This is a genomic window from Aquimarina sp. KJ22-3 (assembly GCF_055808215.1).
The window spans coordinates 1,641,052-1,663,401 of sequence record NZ_CM147859.1 but is presented as its reverse complement, the minus strand read 5'-3'; the positions used below and the strand labels follow the sequence as shown (position 1 = coordinate 1,663,401).

At 36.2% G+C, this 22,350-nt stretch carries 22 protein-coding genes; 6 read left to right on the top strand and 16 right to left on the bottom strand.

Annotated elements, in window-relative coordinates:
- Positions 1-105: 105 nt before the first annotated feature.
- The 9 genes from AC0L3Q_RS07250 to AC0L3Q_RS07210 all read right to left on the bottom strand — a co-directional run bounded on the left by AC0L3Q_RS07250 (position 106) and on the right by AC0L3Q_RS07210 (position 11,754).
- Positions 106-2,376, bottom strand: coding sequence for an aconitate hydratase (locus tag AC0L3Q_RS07250; RefSeq protein WP_473285958.1), 2,271 nt, complete (start codon positions 2,374-2,376; stop codon positions 106-108).
- 201 nt (positions 2,377-2,577) lie between these two features.
- Positions 2,578-5,355, bottom strand: a complete 2,778-nt coding sequence (locus tag AC0L3Q_RS07245) for a bifunctional aconitate hydratase 2/2-methylisocitrate dehydratase (protein ID WP_473285957.1) — start codon at positions 5,353-5,355, stop codon at positions 2,578-2,580.
- Positions 5,356-5,982: 627 nt separating this feature from the next.
- The gene (locus tag AC0L3Q_RS07240; protein WP_473285956.1) at positions 5,983-6,414 is read right to left on the bottom strand and encodes a hypothetical protein; all 432 of its coding nucleotides are present in this window, start codon (positions 6,412-6,414) and stop codon (positions 5,983-5,985) included.
- A 118-nt stretch (positions 6,415-6,532) separates the two neighbouring features.
- The gene (locus AC0L3Q_RS07235) at positions 6,533-7,489 is read right to left on the bottom strand and encodes an AAA family ATPase (protein ID WP_473285955.1); all 957 of its coding nucleotides are present in this window, start codon (positions 7,487-7,489) and stop codon (positions 6,533-6,535) included.
- A 1-nt stretch (position 7,490) separates the two neighbouring features.
- Positions 7,491-8,753 (bottom strand): peptidylprolyl isomerase, encoded by a 1,263-nt coding sequence (locus AC0L3Q_RS07230; protein ID WP_473285954.1) that lies wholly within the window; start codon positions 8,751-8,753, stop codon positions 7,491-7,493.
- Positions 8,725-8,964 (bottom strand): hypothetical protein, encoded by a 240-nt coding sequence (locus AC0L3Q_RS07225; protein WP_473285953.1) that lies wholly within the window; start codon positions 8,962-8,964, stop codon positions 8,725-8,727. Before AC0L3Q_RS07225 ends, AC0L3Q_RS07230 begins: the two co-directional genes overlap by 29 nt.
- Positions 8,948-9,796 (bottom strand): peptidyl-prolyl cis-trans isomerase, encoded by an 849-nt coding sequence (locus AC0L3Q_RS07220; RefSeq protein ID WP_473285952.1) that lies wholly within the window; start codon positions 9,794-9,796, stop codon positions 8,948-8,950. Before AC0L3Q_RS07220 ends, AC0L3Q_RS07225 begins: the two co-directional genes overlap by 17 nt.
- Positions 9,797-9,799: 3 nt before the next feature.
- Positions 9,800-11,485, bottom strand: coding sequence for a peptidylprolyl isomerase (locus AC0L3Q_RS07215; protein WP_473285951.1), 1,686 nt, complete (start codon positions 11,483-11,485; stop codon positions 9,800-9,802).
- Complete coding sequence (locus AC0L3Q_RS07210; protein WP_473285950.1) at positions 11,419-11,754, bottom strand: hypothetical protein; 336 nt, start codon at positions 11,752-11,754, stop codon at positions 11,419-11,421. The genes AC0L3Q_RS07215 and AC0L3Q_RS07210 overlap by 67 nt, the downstream gene beginning before the upstream one ends.
- Before the next feature lie 167 nt (positions 11,755-11,921).
- Between AC0L3Q_RS07210 and AC0L3Q_RS07205 the strand changes: the two genes are divergently transcribed.
- The 3 genes from AC0L3Q_RS07205 (at position 11,922) to AC0L3Q_RS07195 (ending at position 13,253) form a co-directional block, all read left to right on the top strand.
- Positions 11,922-12,371: an SRPBCC family protein gene (locus tag AC0L3Q_RS07205; RefSeq protein WP_473285949.1), complete on the top strand. Its 450-nt coding sequence runs from the start codon at positions 11,922-11,924 to the stop codon at positions 12,369-12,371.
- 47 nt (positions 12,372-12,418) lie between these two features.
- A complete protein-coding gene (locus AC0L3Q_RS07200) occupies positions 12,419-12,658 on the top strand; it encodes a hypothetical protein (protein ID WP_473285948.1) in 240 nt (79 codons plus the stop codon).
- Positions 12,659-12,737: 79 nt separating this feature from the next.
- Positions 12,738-13,253, top strand: coding sequence for an OmpH/Skp family outer membrane protein (locus tag AC0L3Q_RS07195; protein ID WP_073315175.1), 516 nt, complete (start codon positions 12,738-12,740; stop codon positions 13,251-13,253).
- Between the two features lie 69 nt (positions 13,254-13,322).
- Here AC0L3Q_RS07195 and guaB read toward each other — a convergent pair whose 3' ends face one another.
- Positions 13,323-14,798 carry an IMP dehydrogenase gene (gene guaB, locus AC0L3Q_RS07190; RefSeq protein ID WP_473285947.1) on the bottom strand — a complete coding sequence of 492 codons (1,476 nt, stop codon included), beginning with the start codon at positions 14,796-14,798 and terminating at the stop codon, positions 13,323-13,325.
- A 315-nt stretch (positions 14,799-15,113) separates the two neighbouring features.
- Between guaB and AC0L3Q_RS07185 the strand changes: the two genes are divergently transcribed.
- The 3 genes from AC0L3Q_RS07185 to AC0L3Q_RS07175 all read left to right on the top strand — a co-directional run bounded on the left by AC0L3Q_RS07185 (position 15,114) and on the right by AC0L3Q_RS07175 (position 17,772).
- Positions 15,114-15,896: a phosphatase PAP2 family protein gene (locus tag AC0L3Q_RS07185; RefSeq protein ID WP_473285946.1), complete on the top strand. Its 783-nt coding sequence runs from the start codon at positions 15,114-15,116 to the stop codon at positions 15,894-15,896.
- Between the two features lie 171 nt (positions 15,897-16,067).
- Positions 16,068-16,403: a hypothetical protein gene (locus AC0L3Q_RS07180; RefSeq protein WP_473285945.1), complete on the top strand. Its 336-nt coding sequence runs from the start codon at positions 16,068-16,070 to the stop codon at positions 16,401-16,403.
- Positions 16,404-16,695: 292 nt separating this feature from the next.
- Entirely contained in the window at positions 16,696-17,772 is a 1,077-nt protein-coding gene (locus AC0L3Q_RS07175) for an acyloxyacyl hydrolase (protein WP_473285944.1), read from the top strand.
- Positions 17,773-18,076: 304 nt separating this feature from the next.
- Here AC0L3Q_RS07175 and AC0L3Q_RS07170 read toward each other — a convergent pair whose 3' ends face one another.
- The 6 genes from AC0L3Q_RS07170 to AC0L3Q_RS07145 form a co-directional block, all read right to left on the bottom strand.
- Positions 18,077-18,535, bottom strand: a complete 459-nt coding sequence (locus AC0L3Q_RS07170; protein WP_473285943.1) for a hypothetical protein — start codon at positions 18,533-18,535, stop codon at positions 18,077-18,079.
- Positions 18,536-18,684: 149 nt separating this feature from the next.
- Entirely contained in the window at positions 18,685-19,977 is a 1,293-nt protein-coding gene (locus AC0L3Q_RS07165; RefSeq protein WP_473285942.1) for an RNA polymerase sigma factor, read from the bottom strand.
- 5 nt (positions 19,978-19,982) lie between these two features.
- On the bottom strand, positions 19,983-20,324 hold the full coding sequence (locus AC0L3Q_RS07160; RefSeq protein WP_473285941.1) for a YciI family protein: 342 nt from the start codon (positions 20,322-20,324) through the stop codon (positions 19,983-19,985).
- Positions 20,325-20,335: 11 nt separating this feature from the next.
- On the bottom strand, positions 20,336-20,683 hold the full coding sequence (locus tag AC0L3Q_RS07155) for a YciI family protein (protein WP_473285940.1): 348 nt from the start codon (positions 20,681-20,683) through the stop codon (positions 20,336-20,338).
- A gap of 275 nt (positions 20,684-20,958) precedes the next feature.
- On the bottom strand, positions 20,959-21,327 hold the full coding sequence (locus AC0L3Q_RS07150; protein WP_473285939.1) for a lipocalin family protein: 369 nt from the start codon (positions 21,325-21,327) through the stop codon (positions 20,959-20,961).
- Positions 21,328-21,440: 113 nt separating this feature from the next.
- Positions 21,441-22,298 (bottom strand): hypothetical protein, encoded by an 858-nt coding sequence (locus tag AC0L3Q_RS07145; protein ID WP_473285938.1) that lies wholly within the window; start codon positions 22,296-22,298, stop codon positions 21,441-21,443.
- Positions 22,299-22,350: the final 52 nt, after the last annotated feature.

Sequence of the window (22,350 nt, the reverse complement as noted above, 5' to 3'; positions counted from 1 at the left end):
TGTAGTAGTGTCGTAACACAAACGATATCCTTACATTTTTTTATAAAAAAACTCTCAAGAAATAAATTCTTGAGAGTTTATAAAAAAGAGTTCTATCTACGTTCTCTACACGTTCTGTTTTTTGATCAGATTCAATGCTGATCCTTCTTTAAACCATTCGATTTGAGAATCATTATATGTATGATTTAATTTGATGGTATCTGTTGATCCATCTGCATGTACAACTTCCAGGGTGAGTTGTTTCCCTGGTGCAAATTGATCCAAATCTAAGAAGTTAAAGGTGTCATCCTCTTGAATTAGATCATAATCATTTTCGTTGGCAAAGGTTAATCCAAGCATTCCTTGTTTTTTAAGGTTAGTTTCATGGATTCTTGCAAAAGACTTTACGATTACTGCACGCACTCCCAGGTGACGTGGCTCCATAGCAGCATGCTCTCGGGAAGACCCTTCTCCATAGTTGTGATCACCTACTACGATCGTTGGCACTCCGGCAGCTTTGTAAGCTCTTTGCACATTAGGCACCCCGTCATATTCATTATTCAGTTGACTCTTAACAAAATTTGTCTTTTTATTATATGCGTTTACTGCACCTATCAAACAGTTGTTAGAAATGTTATCCAAATGCCCTCTGTAACGTAACCAAGGGCCAGCCATAGAAATATGATCGGTAGTACACTTTCCAAATGCTTTGATAAGCAACTTTGCTCCTGTTATATTTTTACCATCCCATGGTTCAAAAGGAGTCAATAATTCTAAACGCTCTGAATTAGGATCTACAAATACTTCTACATTAGAACCATCTTCTACCGGTTCCATATACCCATTTTCCTTTACTTCAAAACCTTTTGGAGGTAACTCCCATCCTGTAGGCTCATCCAGCATAACCTCCTGTCCTTCTTCATTGATCAGCTTATCCGTCATCGGATTAAAATCCAAACGCCCGGCTATAGCTATTGCGGCCACCAACTCTGGCGATGCAACGAAAGCGTGTGTATTTGGGTTCCCATCTGCACGTTTAGCAAAGTTTCGGTTAAAGGAATGTACAATACTATTTTTTGGTGCATTCTTAGGATCTTCATAACGGCCCCACTGCCCGATACACGGACCACAGGCGTTCGTAAATATCTTAGCGTCTAACTTTTCGAAAACACTTAAAATACCATCTCTATCCGCAGTATAACGCACCTGCTCAGACCCTGGATTAATCCCAAATTCGGCTTTTGTTTTTAATCCTTTATCCAAGGCTTGTTGTGCTATAGAGGATGCTCTGGACAAATCCTCGTATGAAGAGTTGGTACAAGAACCAATAAGTCCCCACTCTACCTGTATAGGCCAATCGTTTGCCTTAGCTTTTTCTGTCATCTCACTACCTGCCGGAGTAGATAAATCAGGAGTAAACGGACCATTCAATAATGGCATTAACTCGGATAAATTAATTTCAATAACCTGATCAAAATACTGTTCTGGATTAGCGTACACTTCAGCATCACCAGTAAGGTGTTCTTTTACTGCATTTGCAGCATCTGCAACATCAGCACGGTCAGTTGCACGTAGGTATCGCTCCATAGAGTCATCATAACCAAAAGTTGAAGTGGTAGCACCTATTTCTGCTCCCATATTACAAATGGTTCCTTTACCTGTACAAGACATTGCCGTTGCTCCCGGGCCAAAATACTCTACAATAGCGCCTGTTCCTCCTTTTACGGTAAGAATTTCGGCTACTTTCAGAATCACATCTTTTGGCGCAGTCCACCCAGAAAGTTTTCCTGTTAATTTCACACCAATTAATTTAGGAAATTTCAACTCCCATGGCATTCCTGCCATAACATCTACAGCATCTGCTCCTCCTACTCCAATCGCTACCATTCCTAATCCACCGGCATTTACCGTATGAGAATCCGTACCGATCATCATTCCTCCTGGGAATGCATAATTTTCTAAAACTACCTGGTGGATAATTCCTGCTCCAGGTTTCCAGAAACCGATTCCATATTTATTTGAAACTGACTCCAGGAAATTAAATACTTCGCTACTGCTATTTAAAGCAGATTGCAAATCCTTATCTGCTCCAAGTTTTGCTTGTATCAAGTGATCACAATGTACCGTAGTAGGTACAGCCACTTTATTTTTTCCAGCCTGCATAAATTGCAAAAGTGCCATCTGTGCAGTTGCATCCTGACAAGCAATACGATCAGGGGCAAAATCTACATAATCTTTTCCTCTAACAAATGCGGTTTCAGCTTTACCATCCCAAAGATGAGCATATAAAATTTTCTCTGCTAGTGTTAAAGGTTTACCAGTAACTTCTCGCGCCGCATTAACACGATCAGCCACTTGACTGTAGACCTTTTTTATCATTTCGATATCGAATGCCATATGACTTTTGTATATTTCTGTTATTTAATTTTTTGTATTCCAAGATACGAAATATACAAGGACTACGAAAAGGGATAAAGAATATAGAATCATTTTAAAAAAAGAAGCTGCTGCACTAACGATAAACCAAAATAAAAGCAATGAAAAAAGCCTTAGTAATCAAATACTAAGGCTTTTCTATTGATGATTATAAAATCGAAATTATATAACTAATCGTTTTTGTGATGGTTTGAACTTGGTAAGTACAATACCATCTACCGCTGCTTCATACTCTTCCATTGTAGGCGTTCTTCCTAAAATGGTTGATAATACCACTACAGGTGTTGATGATAACAAAGACTCTCCTTTTTTCTCATTAGAGTCTTTTACTACTCTTCCCTGGAACAAACGTGTAGAAGTAGCCATTACCGTATCTCCTGGCTCTGCCTTTTCCTGGTTCCCCATACAAAGGTTACATCCTGGTCGCTCCAAATACAGCATGTTTTCATATTTGGTTCTCGCCAAGCCTTTTGGTGCATTATCGTCGAATACAAATCCAGAGTATTTTTCCAGCACTTCCCAATCTCCTTCTTCTTTCAACTCATCAACAATGTTATATGTTGGAGGAGCAACTACCAAAGGAGCATTAAATTCAACCTTTCCTTGTTGTCCTTCGATGTTTTTCAACATCTGAGCTAATATTTTCATATCTCCTTTGTGCACCATGCAAGATCCTACAAATCCTAAATCCACTTTTTTGGTTCCTCCGTAAAAGGATAGTGGTCGAATTGTATCGTGTGTGTATCGTTTAGAAACATCTTCATTATTTACATCTGGATCAGCAATCATTGGTTCTGCTATCTCGTCAAGATCGATAACTACCTCGGCATAATATTTTGCATCCGCATCAGGTTTTAATGCAGGTTTAACCCCTGTTTTTACCTCCTGAATTCTTTCATTTGCTTTATCTACAAGACCTTGAAGCATTTGCTTTTCGTTATCCATTCCTTTTTCGATCATGATTTGGATACGATCTCTAGCAATTTCTAAGGATTCTATCAAAGTCTCATCTTCTGAAATACAGATAGATGCTTTAGCTTTCATTTCTGCTGTCCAGTCTGTAAAGGTAAAGGCCTGATCCGAAGTCAAAGTACCAATATGCACCTCAATGATTCTTCCCTGGAATACATTTTCTCCTCCAAACTGTTTCAGCATTTGTTGTTGTGTAGCATGCACAACATCACGGAAATCCATGAAGCTTCTCATTTCTCCTTTGAAAGTTACTTTTACAGACTGTGGGATTGGCATAGTAGCCTCTCCTGTCGCCAAAGCCAAGGCAACCGTTCCTGAATCTGCTCCAAACGCAACTCCTTTGGACATACGCGTATGAGAATCCCCACCAATAATGATTGCCCAATCGTCGATGGTAATATCGTTTAATACTTTGTGGATTACATCGGTCATAGAGTGGTACACTCCTTTTGGATCACGAGCAGTAATCAACCCAAAGTCATTCATAAACTTCATCAACCTAGGGATATTCGCTTTTGACTTATCATCCCATACCGAAGCGGTATGACATCCTGATTGATATCCTGCATCCACAATTGGAGAAACCACAGTAGCAGCCATCATTTCTAATTCTTGAGAAGTCATTAATCCAGTAGTATCCTGAGAACCTACGATGTTTACCTCTACACGAACATTAGAACCGGCATGTAGTGTTTTTCCTGGAGTTGTACCTACCGCATTTTTATTGAAGATTTTTTCTACAGCAGTCAAACCTTGACCTTCAACAGAAATTTCTTTTGACGCGGCGTATACCTGAGGCACTTCAATACCTAAAACTTTACAAGCAAAGGTTTGTAGCTTCTTACCAAAGACAACAGCATAAGACCCTCCGGCTTTGATAAATTCTAATTTTTGAGGAGTTAATGCTTCGGAAATATCTTTCAGTTCCTGATCCCCATTATATAGTTTTTTCTTCTTAGTATTAATAGTAAATACCGTTCCTGTCTCTACAGAATATACTTGTTCCAAAACTGGTTCTCCATCCTCATCTACTACGGTGTTTCCATCGGCATCCTTTTTGGTAATCCAGTTTTTTAAGTCAACTCCAATACCACCGGTTACTCCAACAGTAGTCAGGAAAATCGGAGCAATACCGTTGGTTCCTGCAATTACTGGAGCAATGTTAATAAATGGAACATATGGACTTGATTTCACTCCGGTCCACAATGCCACATTATTTACACCAGACATTCTTGAAGACCCTACTCCCATTGTTCCTTTCTCTGCCACCAACATCACACGTTTGTCGGGATGCTGCTCTTTGAGTGCAAGAAGCTCTTTTTGCATTTCTTTGTTATGCTCAAAGATAGACTGACCGTGTAATTCGCGGTCTGATCTAGAATGTGCATCTGCTCCTGGAGATAACAAATCTGTAGAAATATCTCCTACTCCAGCAACATAGGTAACCACTTCAATTTCTTCGTCAACTTCTGGCAATTGTGTAAAGAACTCTGCCTGAGCATAACTTTCGATAATATCTTTAGCAATTCCGCTTCCTTCTTTGTAAGCATCCTCCAAACGTTCTGTATCCGCTTCATAAAGGAATACCTGTGTTTTTAAAACCTTAGCGGCTTCTTGAGCAATAGCATCATCATTTCCTAAAGCCAGATCTAACAATACTTCAACCGAAGGTCCACCTTTCATATGAGACAACTGCTCAAAGGCAAAAGCAGGAGAGATCTCTTCAAGAACCGCTTCACCAAGAATAATTTCTTTTAAAAATTTAGCTTTTACACCTGCAGCACTGGTTGTACCAGGTAATGTATTGTAAATAAAAAAGTGAAGTGAATCCTCACGATGTGCATTGTCTTTATCTTTGATTTGTGAAATAATTTCACTTAATAAGGCCGCTCCATCGATCGGCTTAGGGTGTAATCCTTGAGATTTCCTTTCTTCGATCTCCTTGAGGTAATCGTTATACGTGTTCATATAGTAAATAATAGAATTCTTTCCTTTTTAAAATGTGTAATCACATATAAACTTTTGTTCCATACTTTTTAAAAACCACAATACGTCGTAAACGATTATCGTTTCTTGAAAAGTTATAGGATCTGTAGCAAAATTTACATGGTCCTTACATCTCAATATGTTCATGCCTTATGAATTTTATCTCATCAAAAACAAGAACCTTAAACTTTTATCATGATTACTAGGGAGTATTCTATGTATTTGAAAGCATTTTTTTGTTTTCGCAATCCATAATACGCCTTTTTATCATATCCATATTCTGTATCAAATACTGAATATTTTAGGCATTTAAAAGTCTTGCGAAAATACGAATTTTAGAAGATTTTATTAAATGAATAGCCTTATTCAGATGTTTTTGCGTTTTTCAAAAAAATAGGGTATCGATTTCTTGAAATTCATAAATTCAGTTTGTTAAAACTATCAATTTTATAAAAAAATAGTGAAGAAAATAACACCCTCTCTTTGCGATTTACGAAAACGTTATAGTAAAATTCAAAAAAATCCTCAAAAAAACACCCATTTTTATCAAAAAAAGAAAAGTGAAGACCATAGCTTCACTTTCCTATATTCTAAAATTTCAAGATTCTATCACTTCCCGGAGTGTCTTTTTCCTCTTCTCTTCCTTTTATGTTTTAGGCTCTCGTATTGTGCCAGTTGCTCTTCGGTTAAAGTTTCCTTGAAGGCTTCATTTTTGGCTTTCATTTCCTCTTTATGTGCTTTGGCCATGGCTTTTTGTTCAGCAGTCATTGTAGGCAATAAAGCTTTTCTACGTTCGCGTCTGGATAAATCTTTATTTGCCACAATAGCCAATTGCTCTTCGGTAAAAGTAGCTTCCATTTTGGATTTGTGCGTTTCTCGTAAAGCCTTATGGCTGTCGAGCTGGCTTTTTTGTTCTTCTGAAAGGTTTTGATAAAATTCTTTTTTCAATCCTCTACCTTTTCCTTCATGGTTCTCAGACTGTGCAAATGAAGATAACACTACACCACAACTTAGAAAAATACCTACTATTAAATGTCTCATATACTATAACTTTTTAAATGTTTAGTTATAAGACTAAAAAACACATCATAGGTTTAATCTATCCGATAAAAAAATATAAGATTTTTAAGGATTAGAATTCGTCGAGTTGATGAATAATTTAAAACAGGCTTTGAATGATATCTTCAACGCTTACCCCTTCGGCTTCGGCCTTGTAGTTTTTGATAATTCTATGTCGTAGGATCCCCATGGCAACAGCTTGCACATCTTCTATATCAGGAGAGAATTTTCCTTTTACAGCAGCATTTGCTTTTGCTGCCAAAATTAAATTTTGAGAAGCCCTTGGTCCAGCACCCCAATCCACATAATTCTTTACCAACTCTGTAGTTGAATCTGCATTAGGTCTTGTTTTACCAACCATACCCACTGCATACTCAATAACATTATCAGCTACCGGGATTCTACGGATCAAATGTTGAAAATCCACAATCTCCTGAGCTGTAAACAACGGATTAATGGTTTTGGAAGTATCTCCAGTAGTATTTTTTACCACCTCTACTTCTTCTTCAAAGCTCGGGTATTTTAACTCTATAGCAAACATAAATCTATCCAGCTGCGCTTCTGGTAGCGGATAGGTTCCTTCTTGTTCTATAGGGTTCTGCGTTGCCAATACAAAATAAGGTAAATCTAGCTTGTAGTGATGTCCGGCGACCGTTACAGCGCGCTCTTGCATAGCTTCTAGCAAAGCTGCCTGAGTTTTTGGCGGTGTCCTGTTGATCTCGTCGGCTAAAATAATGTTGGCAAACACTGGTCCTTTGATAAATTTAAAATGCCTGGACTCATCTAAAATTTCACTCCCAAGGATATCACTTGGCATTAGATCCGGAGTAAACTGGATACGCTTAAAATCTAACCCTAAAGCTTTGGAAATAGTATTTACGATAAGTGTTTTTGCCAATCCAGGAACACCAATTAATAAAGCGTGTCCCCCAGAAAAAATTGAAACCAGGATTTGGTCGATTACCTTTTCCTGGCCAATAATAGCTTTAGCAATTTCTTGTTTTAGTTGGGAATGTTTTTTTACCAGCTGTTCGATAGCCGCTACGTCGTCTGACATCTTATTTTTCTTTTTTTAACCAGTTACCGCTATACTCGCAGTCCCTGTAGTCGCCATTAACTTTTACATAAGTATCCATTATCTTTTCGTTTTGCCACTTTCGGATTGCTTCAATTTGCTTTTTCCTAAGCGCCAATTCCTGAATTTTAAGATAGTCTTTGGAGTAATCGGCGATATGCTCATCATATCTGTTAAGCACTGTAATCAGCTTGAACTTTTTTCTTCCTTGACGATCTTGATCAGGAATCACCAATGAAACATCATTGGTTTTTAGTTTTGATACTTGATCGTACAATATAGGGTCAATTTTGGTAAGTTCAAAACGGGTATCACCTGTTGTTGGATTAATTAATTGCCCACCATCTTCTTTGGTCTCTTTCTCATCACTGAATTTTCTTGCGGCTTCTTTAAAATCAATCTTTCCAGCCACTAATACATTTCTAAGTGAATCAATATGTTTTTTCGCATTTTCGACACTTGTTCTGGTTACTTCTGGGACCAAAAGGATATGTCTTACATCGATTTCCTCTCCTCGAATTCGATCTACTTTTACAATATGCCAACCAAATATCGTTTTGAAAGGCTCACTAACTTCGCCTTCTTCTAGACTGAAAGCTACGTCCTTAAATTCTTTTGCAAAACCACTTTTTCTATCCAAAGTATATTTTCCTCCGGTAGATTTAGATCCTGGATCTTGAGAATACAATACTGCCTTTGTTGCAAAACTACTTCCGTTTTCTACAATATCTTCTCTAAACTGATTCAATCGATCTACTACCTTCTGCTCTTCTTCTTCGGGTATTTCAGGTTCGATTACAATTTGTGCCAGTTCTACCTCGGTACCAAACAAAGGACGTTCTCCTTCGGGAATAGCATCAAAAAACTCTCGAACTTCTTCTGGAGTAATTTCAATATCTTCGATAATATTGGTACGCATCAACTCAGACAATCGGTTGGATTTGTTGATCTCAAAAAGTTCCTTTTTAAAATCTTCTACATTGTCTTTTTTGTAAAATCTTAATACTTTTTCTATAGTCCCCAACTCGTTAGTCATATACCCTAACTGCTGATCTACCATTGAGCTAATCTCAGCATCTCTAACCACAATACTATCTTGTACTGCGTGATGCGCATATAGTTTATTTTCAAAAAGACTTCCTGCTAATTCGCAACGACTTACATCTCCTTGAGAAACTCCTTCGCTTAACAATTGTTGATAAGCAATATCTATATCACTATCCAGGATTACGCTTTCTCCTATCACCGCTGCAACACCGTCTATTTTTTCTTCTTTTGAAAGGTTCTTTAACAGGCTCTTTTACTATTTTTAAAGAATCTGTTGCAATCCCAAGAGTATCTATTGTTGTAGTAGAATCTACTACAACAGTATCTTGTATAACTTCTTGAGCAAATATTCCTTCTACACCTATGATAAGGATCGTAAAATATGCTGTAATTTTAATTATAGACTTCAAATTGTTTGTTCTCAACTGCATCTCTTGTAATGTCTTTTTCTATTTTCTTAACCAGCTCTAGCTTTCTCTTGTTAAGTATTATTTGTCTGATTGTAGGTTTGATATATTCGATCGGGGCTTTTTCATTTCGTTTCAATACATCTTCAATCTTAATCATAAAAACTCCTGTAGAGTCCCTAAGTTGCATGTATTTTCCACTTTTTAATATTTTGTTCTTATCCTGTTTTTTAAGAATAGGAATTTTATTCAACAACTGATCCAAACGCACCCAAGTCGAATCATTTAGAGAAAACCCTAAATATTCGACCTGCTTGGTCACTAGTTCTTCTATATCCTCTTCATTAAAACGATTTAATTGTCGCTGCGTTGCAACAATATTTCCATAATCAGGTGGCAAATGTAAGTAACGTAATTGTACTAACTCCTCATTAAGATTAAAATTTTCTAAATTTTCGTTATAATACGTGATCAAATCCTCTTCGGTAATCTCCATATTTATGGATTTGTTGATCACGGCATTTTTATAGGCGTTGATATACAATGTACTTTGATAACTTTCTACCAGCTCATCAAATTCCTTAAGTTCTGCTTCGGTAAGATTTCTCTTGGCCTGATCTATAAAAAGTTGTCGTGTAGCCCAGGAATTGATATAGTTCTGCACAATGCTAACACTATCCTGTTTTGGAGTATTTGCCGGAACCAAAGAAGCAATATCCTCTTTGTACAAATAGGTTTCGTTAACCCTGGCAACCGCTTCTTTCTGTAATTGATTCCCGAACTTTTGGCAGGAAATCATCCCTAATATTACTAATGAAAATATGAAATATCTCATGAACTATTTTAACAACTCCTTTTTTACTTTTTTCATCACTTTAGCATCAACTTTAACAGGGTATTTTGTTCGCAACTCTGCCAGCCAGCTCTTTTCCATGTTTTCTTGAAAATCATTGATCACTTCCCCTTTGATTTCTTCAAACTTTCTGACTCTTGAAGATACTATTTCTTTTACCATTATCAAAGTGATAAAATTCCCTTCGTTGGTTGTCGTAATTCCGTCTTTTTCTGCAACAAAGCCTTTTGGAAATTTATGCTCTCCTTTAATTAAATCTTCTTCTGAAAAAAGCACTATAAACGCATCGCCAGTATTCACTTGCTTCTTAATTTCTTCTAGAGGTTTTTGTTGCTTCAGTAGTTTTTTTACTTTTTCTATAGCATCTTTTCTAGTTGAAGATGCTTTTATAATCTTAAAAGTCTCTGCTTGTACATACTCTTCTTTTCTAGTATCATAGAATTTTCGTAGACCTGCACTATCTGTTTTTGCTACATTCCATATTTTGGTTTCCATTAGATCAAACAATAACAACCCATCTTTGTACTCATTAAAAACAGTAGCAAAATCAGCATTATCGTCTTCTAAATGTTCATCATAATACTCTAATAATGTTGTAGACTCAAATTGAGTAAACATTTCTTCTACAAAAGTGTCTCCATCAACGCTTACTCCTGCTCTTAATCTTTTATTCATCAAAAACTCAGCAAAATCTTGATAGGTAACTTTTTGATCTTTTAACGAAAAAATCTCTTTGTTCAAATTTGCATTTTCCTCTATCGTCCACTCTTGATTAGAAATGGTATCTGGAATAATTTGTTTGAAGTATTCAAGTGCATCTTCATTACGAGATATCCCATACTTTTCCTTTAGAGAATTCATAAAAGATGTAGTCACCAGTTTGGATCTGCTATCTCTTTTTACTTTACTTGTAAGTTCTGCTTTTTGTTCTTCGAAAGATTTTGGAGGATGCTTTTCTATCAACTTGATAATATGCCAACCATATTTGGTTTTTATGGGTTGAGACAGTTCATCTTTTTCTTGAAGAGCAAAAGCGGTTTTCTCAAATGTCTCTGAGTTTAATACTCCTTGACCAAAACGCCTTATTTTCCCTCCATCGATGGCTGTACTTGGATCATCACTATATTCTTTTGCCAAAGAAGCAAAAGACACTCCCTGGCCAAGCTGTTGATTGATTTCTTCAATTCTGGTTTTGGCTTGATCTTCTGTTCTCTTCTCATTAATCGCCACCATAATATGAGCAACTGTTACCTCTCCTAAGCTCTTTTCGCGGTTATTCACTTTTACTATATGGTATCCAAATCTAGTTCTAAAAGGTTGGGAGACCTCTCCTATCTTAGTTGTAAATGCTTCGTTCTCGAATGGGTATACCATTCTAAAAACTGAAAACCATCCCAGGTTACCACCATTTTTAACTGCAGAAGGATCCTCGCTATAACTCTTTGCTATTTCTTCAAAATTTGCCCCGCCAATGACTTTATTTCTGGCTTCAATAATTTTATTGTAGGCTTTCAGCGTATCCTGCGGAGAAGCGGTGGGTTTAACCAAAGTCAAAATATGACTCGCATTTACACGTTCTAAAGACCTATCATAGGCTTCCTTGATTAAAGCATCAGAGGTTCTTGTATCCGTAAGATATCCCGAAGCCAGTTGTTTTCTATATCCCGACAACTCCTTTTGATACTCTTTTTTTGATCCAGACCTAAAGCCTTTGCCTCTTTAAGTTTTAACTTGTAGTTCACGAACAAATCCAGATACTCATCTATATTTTTTTGAGAATCATCCTTAACCAAATCGATATTTTTGAGATATACTTTTTTAAATTCTGAAATGTATACCGGTGTACCATCTACAGTAAGTAATACCTCTTCTTTTTCCTGAGCGTTGGCAAGCCCGAAAAAAAGTAACCCTAAAAAAAAGACAAATGACTTTGTATGCATGATTGATTTGTGATAAAGTCCGTAAACTGGACAAAAATAACAATATTAAGATGTTTTACAAGCTACAACATTAACGAAGGGATTCCTTCAAATCGTATTTTCTTTTAATTTTTTTACGTTCTGCGTATATTGTCTCCGCTTAACGACCTAACAAACAAAAACACAATATGGAGTATACCCTTGATATCGAAATTGCCCTGCCCAGAAATGAGGTTATTCAAAAATTTGACAATGAAGAAAACCTAAAACATTGGCAAAAGGGTTTGATAAGTATGGAACATTTAAGTGGTGAAAAAGGCAAAACTGGCGCTACTTCCAAACTTACTTATAAAATGGGAAAACGGGAATTAGAAATGATCGAAACCATTACTCTTGTTGATCTTCCAGAAGCACTTCATCTTACTTTTGACGCTAAAAATGTATACAATATTCAGGAAAATTATTTTGAAGAGCTCGCCAATGGACATACCAAATGGATCTCTAAAAACGAATTTAAGTTTAGTGGTTTCATGAAACTTATGGGATTCTTAATGCCTGGAGCATTCAAAAAACAATCTTATCTGTACATGCAGGCTTTTAAAGCTTTTGCCGAAGACGGGAAAAGTGTTTTGGATTAAGCACAAGCATCAATTCGTATCTATGTTTAACTTATCTTCGTTATCACTTGGAAAGAAAACTAAAACTTATTTGGGATTTTAGAGGACCTGCTGCCAGCAAAACAGCTCAACATCATGAAATCCATCTCAAAGAATTTATCGTTGCAGAAAAACTAGCATTAAACATTACTGGTTTTGAGGAGCTTACCGATATGCATAGTATTGCCTATATGGTGGTCCCAGAGTCTGAAATGAAGAAGGTTCGTGATCTGTTAAAACCTCATCGCGGACAAGTTTATTCTGAATAATTTGTAAAAATATTGGGATTGGTACGGATATTGTCTAAGACCTTATATATTTGCAAAAATTTAAAAATCAGAAAACAACATGAAAAAGATATTCCTAACCATTTTTGTTTTAGTAGTAAGTCTTCAACTTAGTGCTCAGTCGAAAACAGGAACCATTGACACCGAATTCGTTCTTTCTAAAATGCCTGAGCTTACAAAGGTTCAAGAAGATTTGAAAGCTTATAACAAGAAATTAGAAGATGAATTAAAGGTAAAAGTTGAAGGTTATCAAGCCAAAGTAAAAGACTATCAAGATAACGTAGCTTCATTTACAGAACCGATGAAAAAAACCAAACAAGAAGAAATTCTTGCCATGGAAAGCGATATCGCAAAGTTTAGACAAAACGGTTCTCAGTTGGTACAACTAGAACAAAACAAATTATTACAACCACTTTACACAAAAATCGGAAAAGCTCTTGAGGAAATCGCAAAAGCAGAATCTTATACTCAAGTATTTACGATTACATCAAGTGGTTTGGCATATATCGATCCAAATTATGACTTAACTAGAAAGGTGATGACGAAGTTAGGTATCAAAATCGAAGAAGGTAAATAAACCATTGCAATTTACGACATAAAAAAACCTGCTAATCAGCAGGTTTTTTTATATAATTATTTTAACTGATTATCTTCTGCTATAATTTGGAGCTTCTTTGGTAATAGTCACGTCATGCGGATGACTTTCATGAATACCACTTGCTGTAATTTTTATAAAGCGACCGCTATTCTGTAAAGTTGCAATATCTTTAGACCCACAATATCCCATACCTGCTCGTAAACCTCCAACAAATTGATGAATACTTTCTGAAAGATCTCCTTTGTATGCTACACGACCAACAATACCTTCTGGTACTAATTTTTTGATATCGTCTTCTACATCCTGAAAATAACGATCTTTAGATCCTTTTTTCATTGCCTCTACAGATCCCATACCCCGATATGTTTTATACTTTCTTCCTTCATAAATCACAGTTTCTCCTGGAGATTCTTTGGTACCAGCTAACAATGACCCCAACATTACCGTATCTGCTCCAGCTGCTATAGCTTTAGGAATATCTCCTGTATAGCGTATACCTCCATCGGCAATTACCGGTACTCCTGATCCTTTGATTGCATTTGCAACTTCTAGTACAGCGGAAAACTGTGGGAAACCAACTCCAGCTACGACACGGGTTGTACAAATAGATCCAGGACCAATTCCTACTTTTACAGCATCGGCTCCTGCTTCTACCAAATATTTTGCTGCTTCAGCTGTGGCAATATTCCCCACTATGACATCAAGATCGGGGAATTTTGCTTTCACATCTTTTAAAACGGTAACCACTCCTTTGGTATGTCCATGAGCAGTATCGATAACTACCGCATCTACACCAGATTGTACTAACGCTTCTGCTCTATCTACTGCATCTCCGGTAACTCCAATAGCCGCTGCGACTCTTAATCTTCCCAAAGCATCTTTGTTTGCCATTGGATTCAGGGTTAACTTGGTGATATCTCTAAATGTGATTAAACCTACCAATTTATAGTTTCCATCAACAACTGGTAACTTTTCAATTTTATTATTCTGAAGAATTACTTCTGCTTCTTGCAGAGAAGTCCCTTCTCCTACGGTAACCAAGTTCTCACTTGTCATCACCTCAGAAATTGGTCTTTCATCATTTTTTTCGAAACGAAGATCTCTATTCGTAACAATACCAATAAGCGTATTCTCATCATCAACGATAGGAATACCTCCAATACTATGCTCACGCATGTTGTTTTTGGCATCAATCACTTTTGCATCCCTTGGCAAGGTAACCGGATCTATAATCATCCCACTCTCAGCACGTTTTACCTTTCGCACTTTGATCGCTTGTTCTTCTATCGTCATGTTCTTGTGCAGAACACCGATCCCTCCTTCTTGCGCCATGGCAATCGCCATACTGCTTTCGGTAACCGTATCCATTGCTGCGGAAACGATAGGAACATTAAGCGTTATGTTTCTGGTAAATTTTGTTTGAATACTTACTTCTCTTGGAAGCACCTCAGAAAAGGCAGGGACTAAAAGTACGTCGTCGTAGGTAAGGCCTTCTCCAAGTATTTTGGACTCATGTGCTGTCATCGCAATTAAAATTTAATTGCGTGCAAATATACGTTTTTTTAAAGAATACTTCATGTTATCCTTATGTTATTTTTTTACAGGATTTTGAAAACCATTAACAAGGTTTTGACCTTTTGTAAAGAATATCTGCATTTCAGTATAAGACGACAATAAACATCGTTAAAAAACGTTATTTATCGACAAAAAGCACATTTTTATCAAAAAAAGTTAATTATTTATTAACAAAAATTGATTTATTAACATTTTTTTAATGCAAAACTTGTATATTTCTGTTGATAATTGATCACACTGCGTAAGTCCCCAAAATGAATCGCTATGAAAAAAATTATATCCCTATGGCTTGTATGCCTATGTTGTCATACTTCTATTGCTCAATTGACTCCCAAATCAGAACAGAAAAATGATTTTACGAAGTATTACCAAACCGAACAATCAGTAAAGAAAAAGAAACTTACTGGTAGGTTAGTTCCCATTGCATTAATAACCACAGGAGTTTTATTGTCTACCAACGATTTTGAACAATCCTTACAAAAAGATTTACGGAGTTCAATCGGTAATGATTTCAACACCAAAATAGATGATTATACCAGGTATATACCTGTAGTACAAATGTATACTGCGGACATTTTGGGAGTTAAGGCTCAAAATCATTGGTTTGACCAAACAAAGATTTTGGTTTTATCTTCTTTATTGAGTAATGGTACTTCTACTCTTCTGAAAAAAGAAATTTACAAAAAAAGACCCGGAGATTATGCAGAGAACTCCACACATGCAAACTCCTTTCCGTCTGGACATACCACCACTGCCTTTACAACCGCTAGCGTTTTGTATGAAGAGTTCAAGGATACAAGCCCGGCTTTAGCATATAGTGGATACGCTTTTGCAGTGATGACCGGAGCTTTACGAATGATGAACAATGCACATTACCTATCCGATGTATTGGTAGGTGCCGGAATTGGTATTTTGGCAACCAAAGTAGTTTACCATTTTGAATACTTATTCGATTGGAATCCCTTTAAAAAACTAAAAGGAGTAGCATTTGCTCCTCAATACAACGATAGCTATGGTTTAGGTTTCTACTTTACCAAAGTGTTTTAATCACAGAATCCTTAAAAATGTTTAAATAATTGATAGAAAAGGGAAATACCCCTGGTCAAAATCCGTGTTTTCCCTCTACCGTGTAAAAGCTATATCCAATAACTTTGGAACAAATATTGATGATACAAATAAAACAAACAATCATTAACTCTTAAAAAAGCAATACCAAAAATGGTTTTTACACACAAAATAGAAAGCTATAACATTAAGATTATTAGCAACTATGCAGAAGGTGGAGGTTATCAAATGGGGTATGTGTACTTGTACGGGGAAAATTCAAAGTATTTAGGCTGCCTGGGGATTATCAAAAATGATAAGGCACTTCCTAAAAACAAACTGAAAGCGGACAAAACGTTTTTAGTACATTTTCACGAATCAGGTTTACAATCAATATTGGATACCTTCAAACAACAAAATCCTATTTTTATTCAATTCGATTCCAGGTCGCTACTGGCTTCATTGATAGTAGGAAAATACGAAGAGAGCGGTAATGGTATTGCCGCTTAGAATAAAAAGGCCTTTACCATAGAGTAAAGTCTTCACTCTCAATTAACACATGGGCCAACCGTAAAAGAGAGTACTAAAAAATATTAATTGTGAAAAATGTAATTGGTCACAATACGGTAACAGTGGAAGTGTTTTAATTACAGACTTTTCGAATTGATTTAGGTCTTTTTATCTTTTTTCCTGGTTTCTATCAAGGAAAAGACTCAATCCTGGGCTTATTTACTATTTTATTACCAAAATAATTTTATCGCCACCTAAATTTTAAGTACCTTATTTGTACATATATAGAGGTATGCTTAGAATTATTATGCTCTGCATCATATTGGGTACTTATAGCATTGTGAATGCCCAATCGGACTTAAAATTTTATGGTGTAAAATCACACTACGGTTTTATTATTGCTCATACTCCAGACCTAAAACCTATATCTCAAACCAACCCGTTTGGATTACAAATTGAAATAAGTAAGCTCAAAACCAGTGATAAAGCCTGGAAAACTTGTTTTTGCTATGGAAAAACGGGTTTTGCTTTTGCATATTTCAACTATGCAAATCCTGATGTATTGGGGAATTCATATAACCTTATCTATTTTGTAGAACCTTATTTTATTTATCAAGGACCATTAAAATTCTCTCTTAGAGGATCTATCGGTGCGACATATCTGGACACTATTTTTGATGAAGAAACCAATCCAGACAATCTACTTTTTAGTACCAATTTGAGTTTTTATCTGGCCTTATCGCTCAATCTCAATTATCATTTCAATAATGGTTATGCCATCAATCTTACCGCAAATTATAATCACATTTCGAATGGAGGCCAAAAACAACCTAATAAAGGGATGAACTTCCCCACACTATCCCTTGGTGTTGACAAGGTGATAGGTGATTACAAACTAACTCCTAAGCCAGATGAATTAAAAAAATATGCTACCTCCTGGAGTTACTATCTTGGCGGTTTTGCAAGTTTAAGATCTTCTGATCGTGAAGCCGAAGCATCCAACCATCCATTATTCGGAGTACTGGGAGGAGCTCTTAAACCTTTATCCCGAATAAACGGCTTTAATCTGGGAGCAGAATTATGGTATGATTGGTCTGACGAAAAACGAGCAGAAAACGAAGGAATAAATGAATCTGCTTTTTCTTCAGCGATTACGGCAGGTCATCATTTTTCTGTAGGTAACTTCTATTTTCTTCAACAGTTTGGGATCTATATAACCCATCCCGAAACATTACAACCCAATGATGTATATCAGCGCTATTCTTTTTGGTATCGTATTGCAAATCGATGGACTATAGGTGCTTCTTTGATTGCCTACGGAAGAGTAGCAGATCATATGGATGGTAGATTGATCTATATCCTCGAATAAACACGAATTAAAATATATCCGCTTAAACCCTAGAGAACAAAAACCTAATACAAGTAACTGACAATCAGGTATTTAAAAGTTTGGCACAGCTATTGATTTATATAAACCAAATAATACAAATAATTAAAATTAATAGCGTATGAAAACTTTAAACTTTACATTCGGATTGGACTTTAAACCATTTATTAACTTTTTAAAAGAACTTCCAGCATCTTGTAGTTACGCAATTCACAGGTAATGGAAACAAAACGCAATAACTAAGGACGGTTACACTGAATAAGCAGTACGTGTAGCCGTCATTTTTTTAGCCTTCCAAACATTTTCCATATTCACAATCTTCAGCGAGACCTTTTGAATAACTCACCTTTGAGACAATATCCATAATGAGATATACTTTATTTTTCACAAGAACAGAAACATAGTCTGGTTGCCAATGTATCGAAATATGTTTTTTTCTAATGTTTTTTATATATCCAAACGAATTAACTATTGAAGAAGGCAACAAAGTATCTGCAACTGGTTTTTCTTGTATAGAAGCATCATTTTTTTTGGGATTAATTACGGTGCATAGAAAGCCTTTAAAGTCAATTCCTCCTTTGTCTGATCGCAGCAAATACACCCAAACATTATACTCATTTTCTTCGATCATTATCGTTCTTCCAGTAGCATTATCTGTAGAGGTAATAAAAATAGTATCCTGATGATTTCTGGACCCATTGATCAAAAACCACTCCCCAAAAAAGGATGACAACAATTTCTTCATTAAATATATTACTTAGTGCTATTTAAACATGGCTATTCCCCATTAACCATATTTTTAGTAAAACGTAGCTAAGCAACGAACATACTTAAATATTTAATACAGAAACTACGGGTTCCCGTAACCTGCATTTATTTTTATCAACATCCCTTTTATTTCGATTGAATTGACTTCATCATTTCTTGAATTTTGCCTTCTAGTAGTTGTTTTTCTTGCTTGGATCCGGTCAAAGCAATGGCGTTTTCAAAATGGGCGATTGCTTTGTCCAATTGCTGTAGTCTTTTATTAATCTCTCCCAAAGCTGCATGATAAAGGTAATACCCTTGTAATTGTTTTTCGTTTTTGATATGATCAATAGCTTCCAATGCTTCTAGTGGCCCGTAAAGTTCAAGAATAACCAAGGCACGATTTAGAAATACAACGGGATCAAAAGCCAGTTTCAGAAGAATATCGTAATACTCTAAGATCTTTTTCCAATTGGTATTTTCGTATTGCCTAGCACTACAGTGTTCATAGGCTATTGCCGCTTCTAGATGATAGATAGACAACTGATCCCCAAAAGACGCTTTATTCATATACAATTTCCCTGAGTCGATCAAAGATGAATCCCAAAGTTTTCGATCCTGTTTATCCAAAAGAATCAACTCTCCGTTGCTTCCTAAACGACTATCCAATCTTGCTGCATGAAAACACATCAGTGCCATCAACGCATATACTTGTGGCAGTGCTGTTCTTTCTTCAGAAAATAGAGAACGGCATAGCAACATGGCCTGACCAATTAAATCTTTACGTATAAGATCATTAGAATGTGTAGAGTTATACCCTTCATTGAACATCAGATAAATTGCGCTCAACACCGTATTGGTTCGTAAAACAATCTGATCTGATTTGGGTATTTGGGGTTTAATCTTATGTTTTCTGAAGTACTCTTTGGTACGATACAAACGTTTTGAAACGGTATCTTCACCAGTCAAAAAAGCTTTTGCTACTTCTTTGGTACTGAATCCGCATAAGGATTTAAGAACAAAGGTAATTTGGTTTTCTGGAGAAATATTAGGGTGACAACAGGCAAACATCATCGCTAGAAAATCATCTTTTATACTATCTTCTTGCCAATAGGTATCCATAGTCGCGCCCAAGGTATAATTAGATGTTAACAATTGCCGTTGAGGATCCGAAAAATCAATAACCCGGCTATGTTTATTTCTACGGATGACATCGATAGCTCTATTCTTTGCCGTACGATACAACCATGCACTTGGGTTCTCTGGAAGTCCTCTATATTTCCAGGTCTCTAATGCCTTTAGCAAAGCATCTTGTACCACATCCTCGGCCAGTTCTATATTTTCTGTTCCAAAGATCTTGATCAAAACAGCAACCATCTTTCCAGATTCTTTTCTAAAAAGATGGTTTACGGTAGCTTCTATGTTATTGTAATTATCCAAATGAATTACATCGGACTTATTTCTCGCACCTCGACACTACAATTGTAGGTAATACTCGGACATTTTTTAGCAATTTCAGTAGCACTATCCAAAGACTCGGCTTTGATCAATAGATATCCGCCTACAAGTTCCTTGCCTTCTGCAAGAGGCCGATCAATCACTTTTTTACCAAAATCCAACAACGTTTTCCCCTCATTCATCAAAGGTTGACCTCCTAGCAATTTCTCCTCCTTTGCCAAAGCATTCATCCAATCTTGCCAATCCTCCATATGTTGTTGCATTTCTTCAGGAGAATTCTGGGCATACAATTCTTGCCCTCCTCTTATAATTAATAAAAAATCACTCATAGCAAAATGGTTTAATGTTCAGTCCATACTTCGCGAACTTCAACTCCAGAAGCATCCCAATGAAAACCTGGGCATCCCTTGGCCATTTCTGTCGCTTCTTCGATGGAATCTGCTTTTATCCTAAGATATCCTCCAACAAGTTCTTTACCTTCGGTTAAAGGGCGATCAATGATACTTGTTCCTTTGTTTACTACTGTTTTTCCTTGAGTTCGTAATCTTTCTCCACTTACGAATTTACCCTGTTCTGCGATTTCACCGATCCATTGTTGCCAGTGCTGCATGTGTTCTTGTTGTTCTTCTGGAGATTTGGTATCCCATACTTCATCTCCTCCTCTAAAGAGAAACATAAATTCTTTCATGTGTTTGTTTTTTAATGGTTTACATTTTTTTTACACCATTATGACGAACATCGATCTTTTATTTGGACAATATTTAGAAAAAAAGAAAAATTAGCTCTCCTGCATTATTTTTCTATGAGCAGACATACTATATAGAGATGGCTTTTATTGGATGTCCCATATTATTGAAAAAAGAATATCAAATTGTCCAACCAAAGTCTTTTTTAACCCAAATGGACCATTATAAAAATAGTACTTTAGTATTCTAGATGTATCTGTAGTTAAGAACAATATCACTAATGTCCTCTATATCTAGTGTAAGGTAGTTTCATGTTATCCATGGTCAATACAAGTACATCCTGGTTAAGCATAAATTCTATACACATTTCTGCACCGTTCTGTTTTTCAGAAGCTTTTAAACAAAGTTTATCATTTTTTACAGACCAGAACCTTTTCATTGGTTCTCCTATAGACTTTTCTGTGGCTGTTCCGTCTGAATTTAATTCTATATAGGTCTCATCATCTCCATCCATCATCCACTTTCCTACCAATTCTTCCGGGTTTTCTTGATCAAAGGATAACATCTTGCTATCGGTCGTGCTCGCATTAGCGAAATGCAATGTAAAAAACATCAATACCCCTAAAAAAACAACATTAACTTTCATAAGCTCCGAATTTAATCTAGTTTAAATTTAGTGTTTTTTAACGTATCCACATCTATACTATTGAATATCTTTTCACAATTCTTTAAGAAATATCTATTCGCATAACTTACTTTTTATCTGTAACTATCCAAAATCTTAGCATCCACCCAATAAATATCTCTATTACTGGTGTAAAACAAATATTTACCGTCATTACTCACAAAAGGACAGAGTTCATGATTTTTGGTATTTATCGATGCTCCCATATTTTTAGCTTTTGTCCAGCTGCCATCTTCTTGCTTGAAACTTATATACAAATCTCCTCTACCAAAACCATCTTTTCTAGTGGCACAAAAAATAATGTACGACTCATCTAAGGCTACGAATACATCCGCCTCGTAAGCTTTGGTATTGATTGCAGCACTCAACTTTACCGGTTTTTGAAATTCATTGTTGCGATAAGCCGCACTATAAATATCAAAATTGTGTCCCTCATTTTGTGCTGCATTTTTATTAGAACTAAAGTACATTGTTCCCTCTGCAGTAAACGACATATAGTATTCGTTGGCTTTGGTATTAATATTTGGCCCTGCATTGATAGGTGCCGACCAACCCTCTTTTTCTCGAACAGAATACCAAATATCATAATCTTTACCCTCTCCTTTTCCATCTAATGGGCGATCAGAAATATAATATAACCTGTTTTCGTCTGGAGATAAAAAAGGATCATTAAAGCCGTAAACCTCGTGAGCAACTATTATTTTTGGAGTAGTCCAAGAATCTTTTTCCTTTCGGGTATATCTTATTTCTGATCTGTTTCCTGTATCTACTCCATAAAAAAATTCTTCTCCATTTTTTGAAAACACTGATCCAAACTCGTACTCATCTTCATTAGAAATAATTCCAGGAGCAAAAATTTCTGGGGTAGTTCCTGGCGCCTTCTGTTTTAGGTATGTTCCGTTATTTTGCGAATAGGCATAGCTTGTTGACACTAGTAAAAGTGCAACCCAAAAGTATTGTCTAAAAATCATTGATATGGTCTCT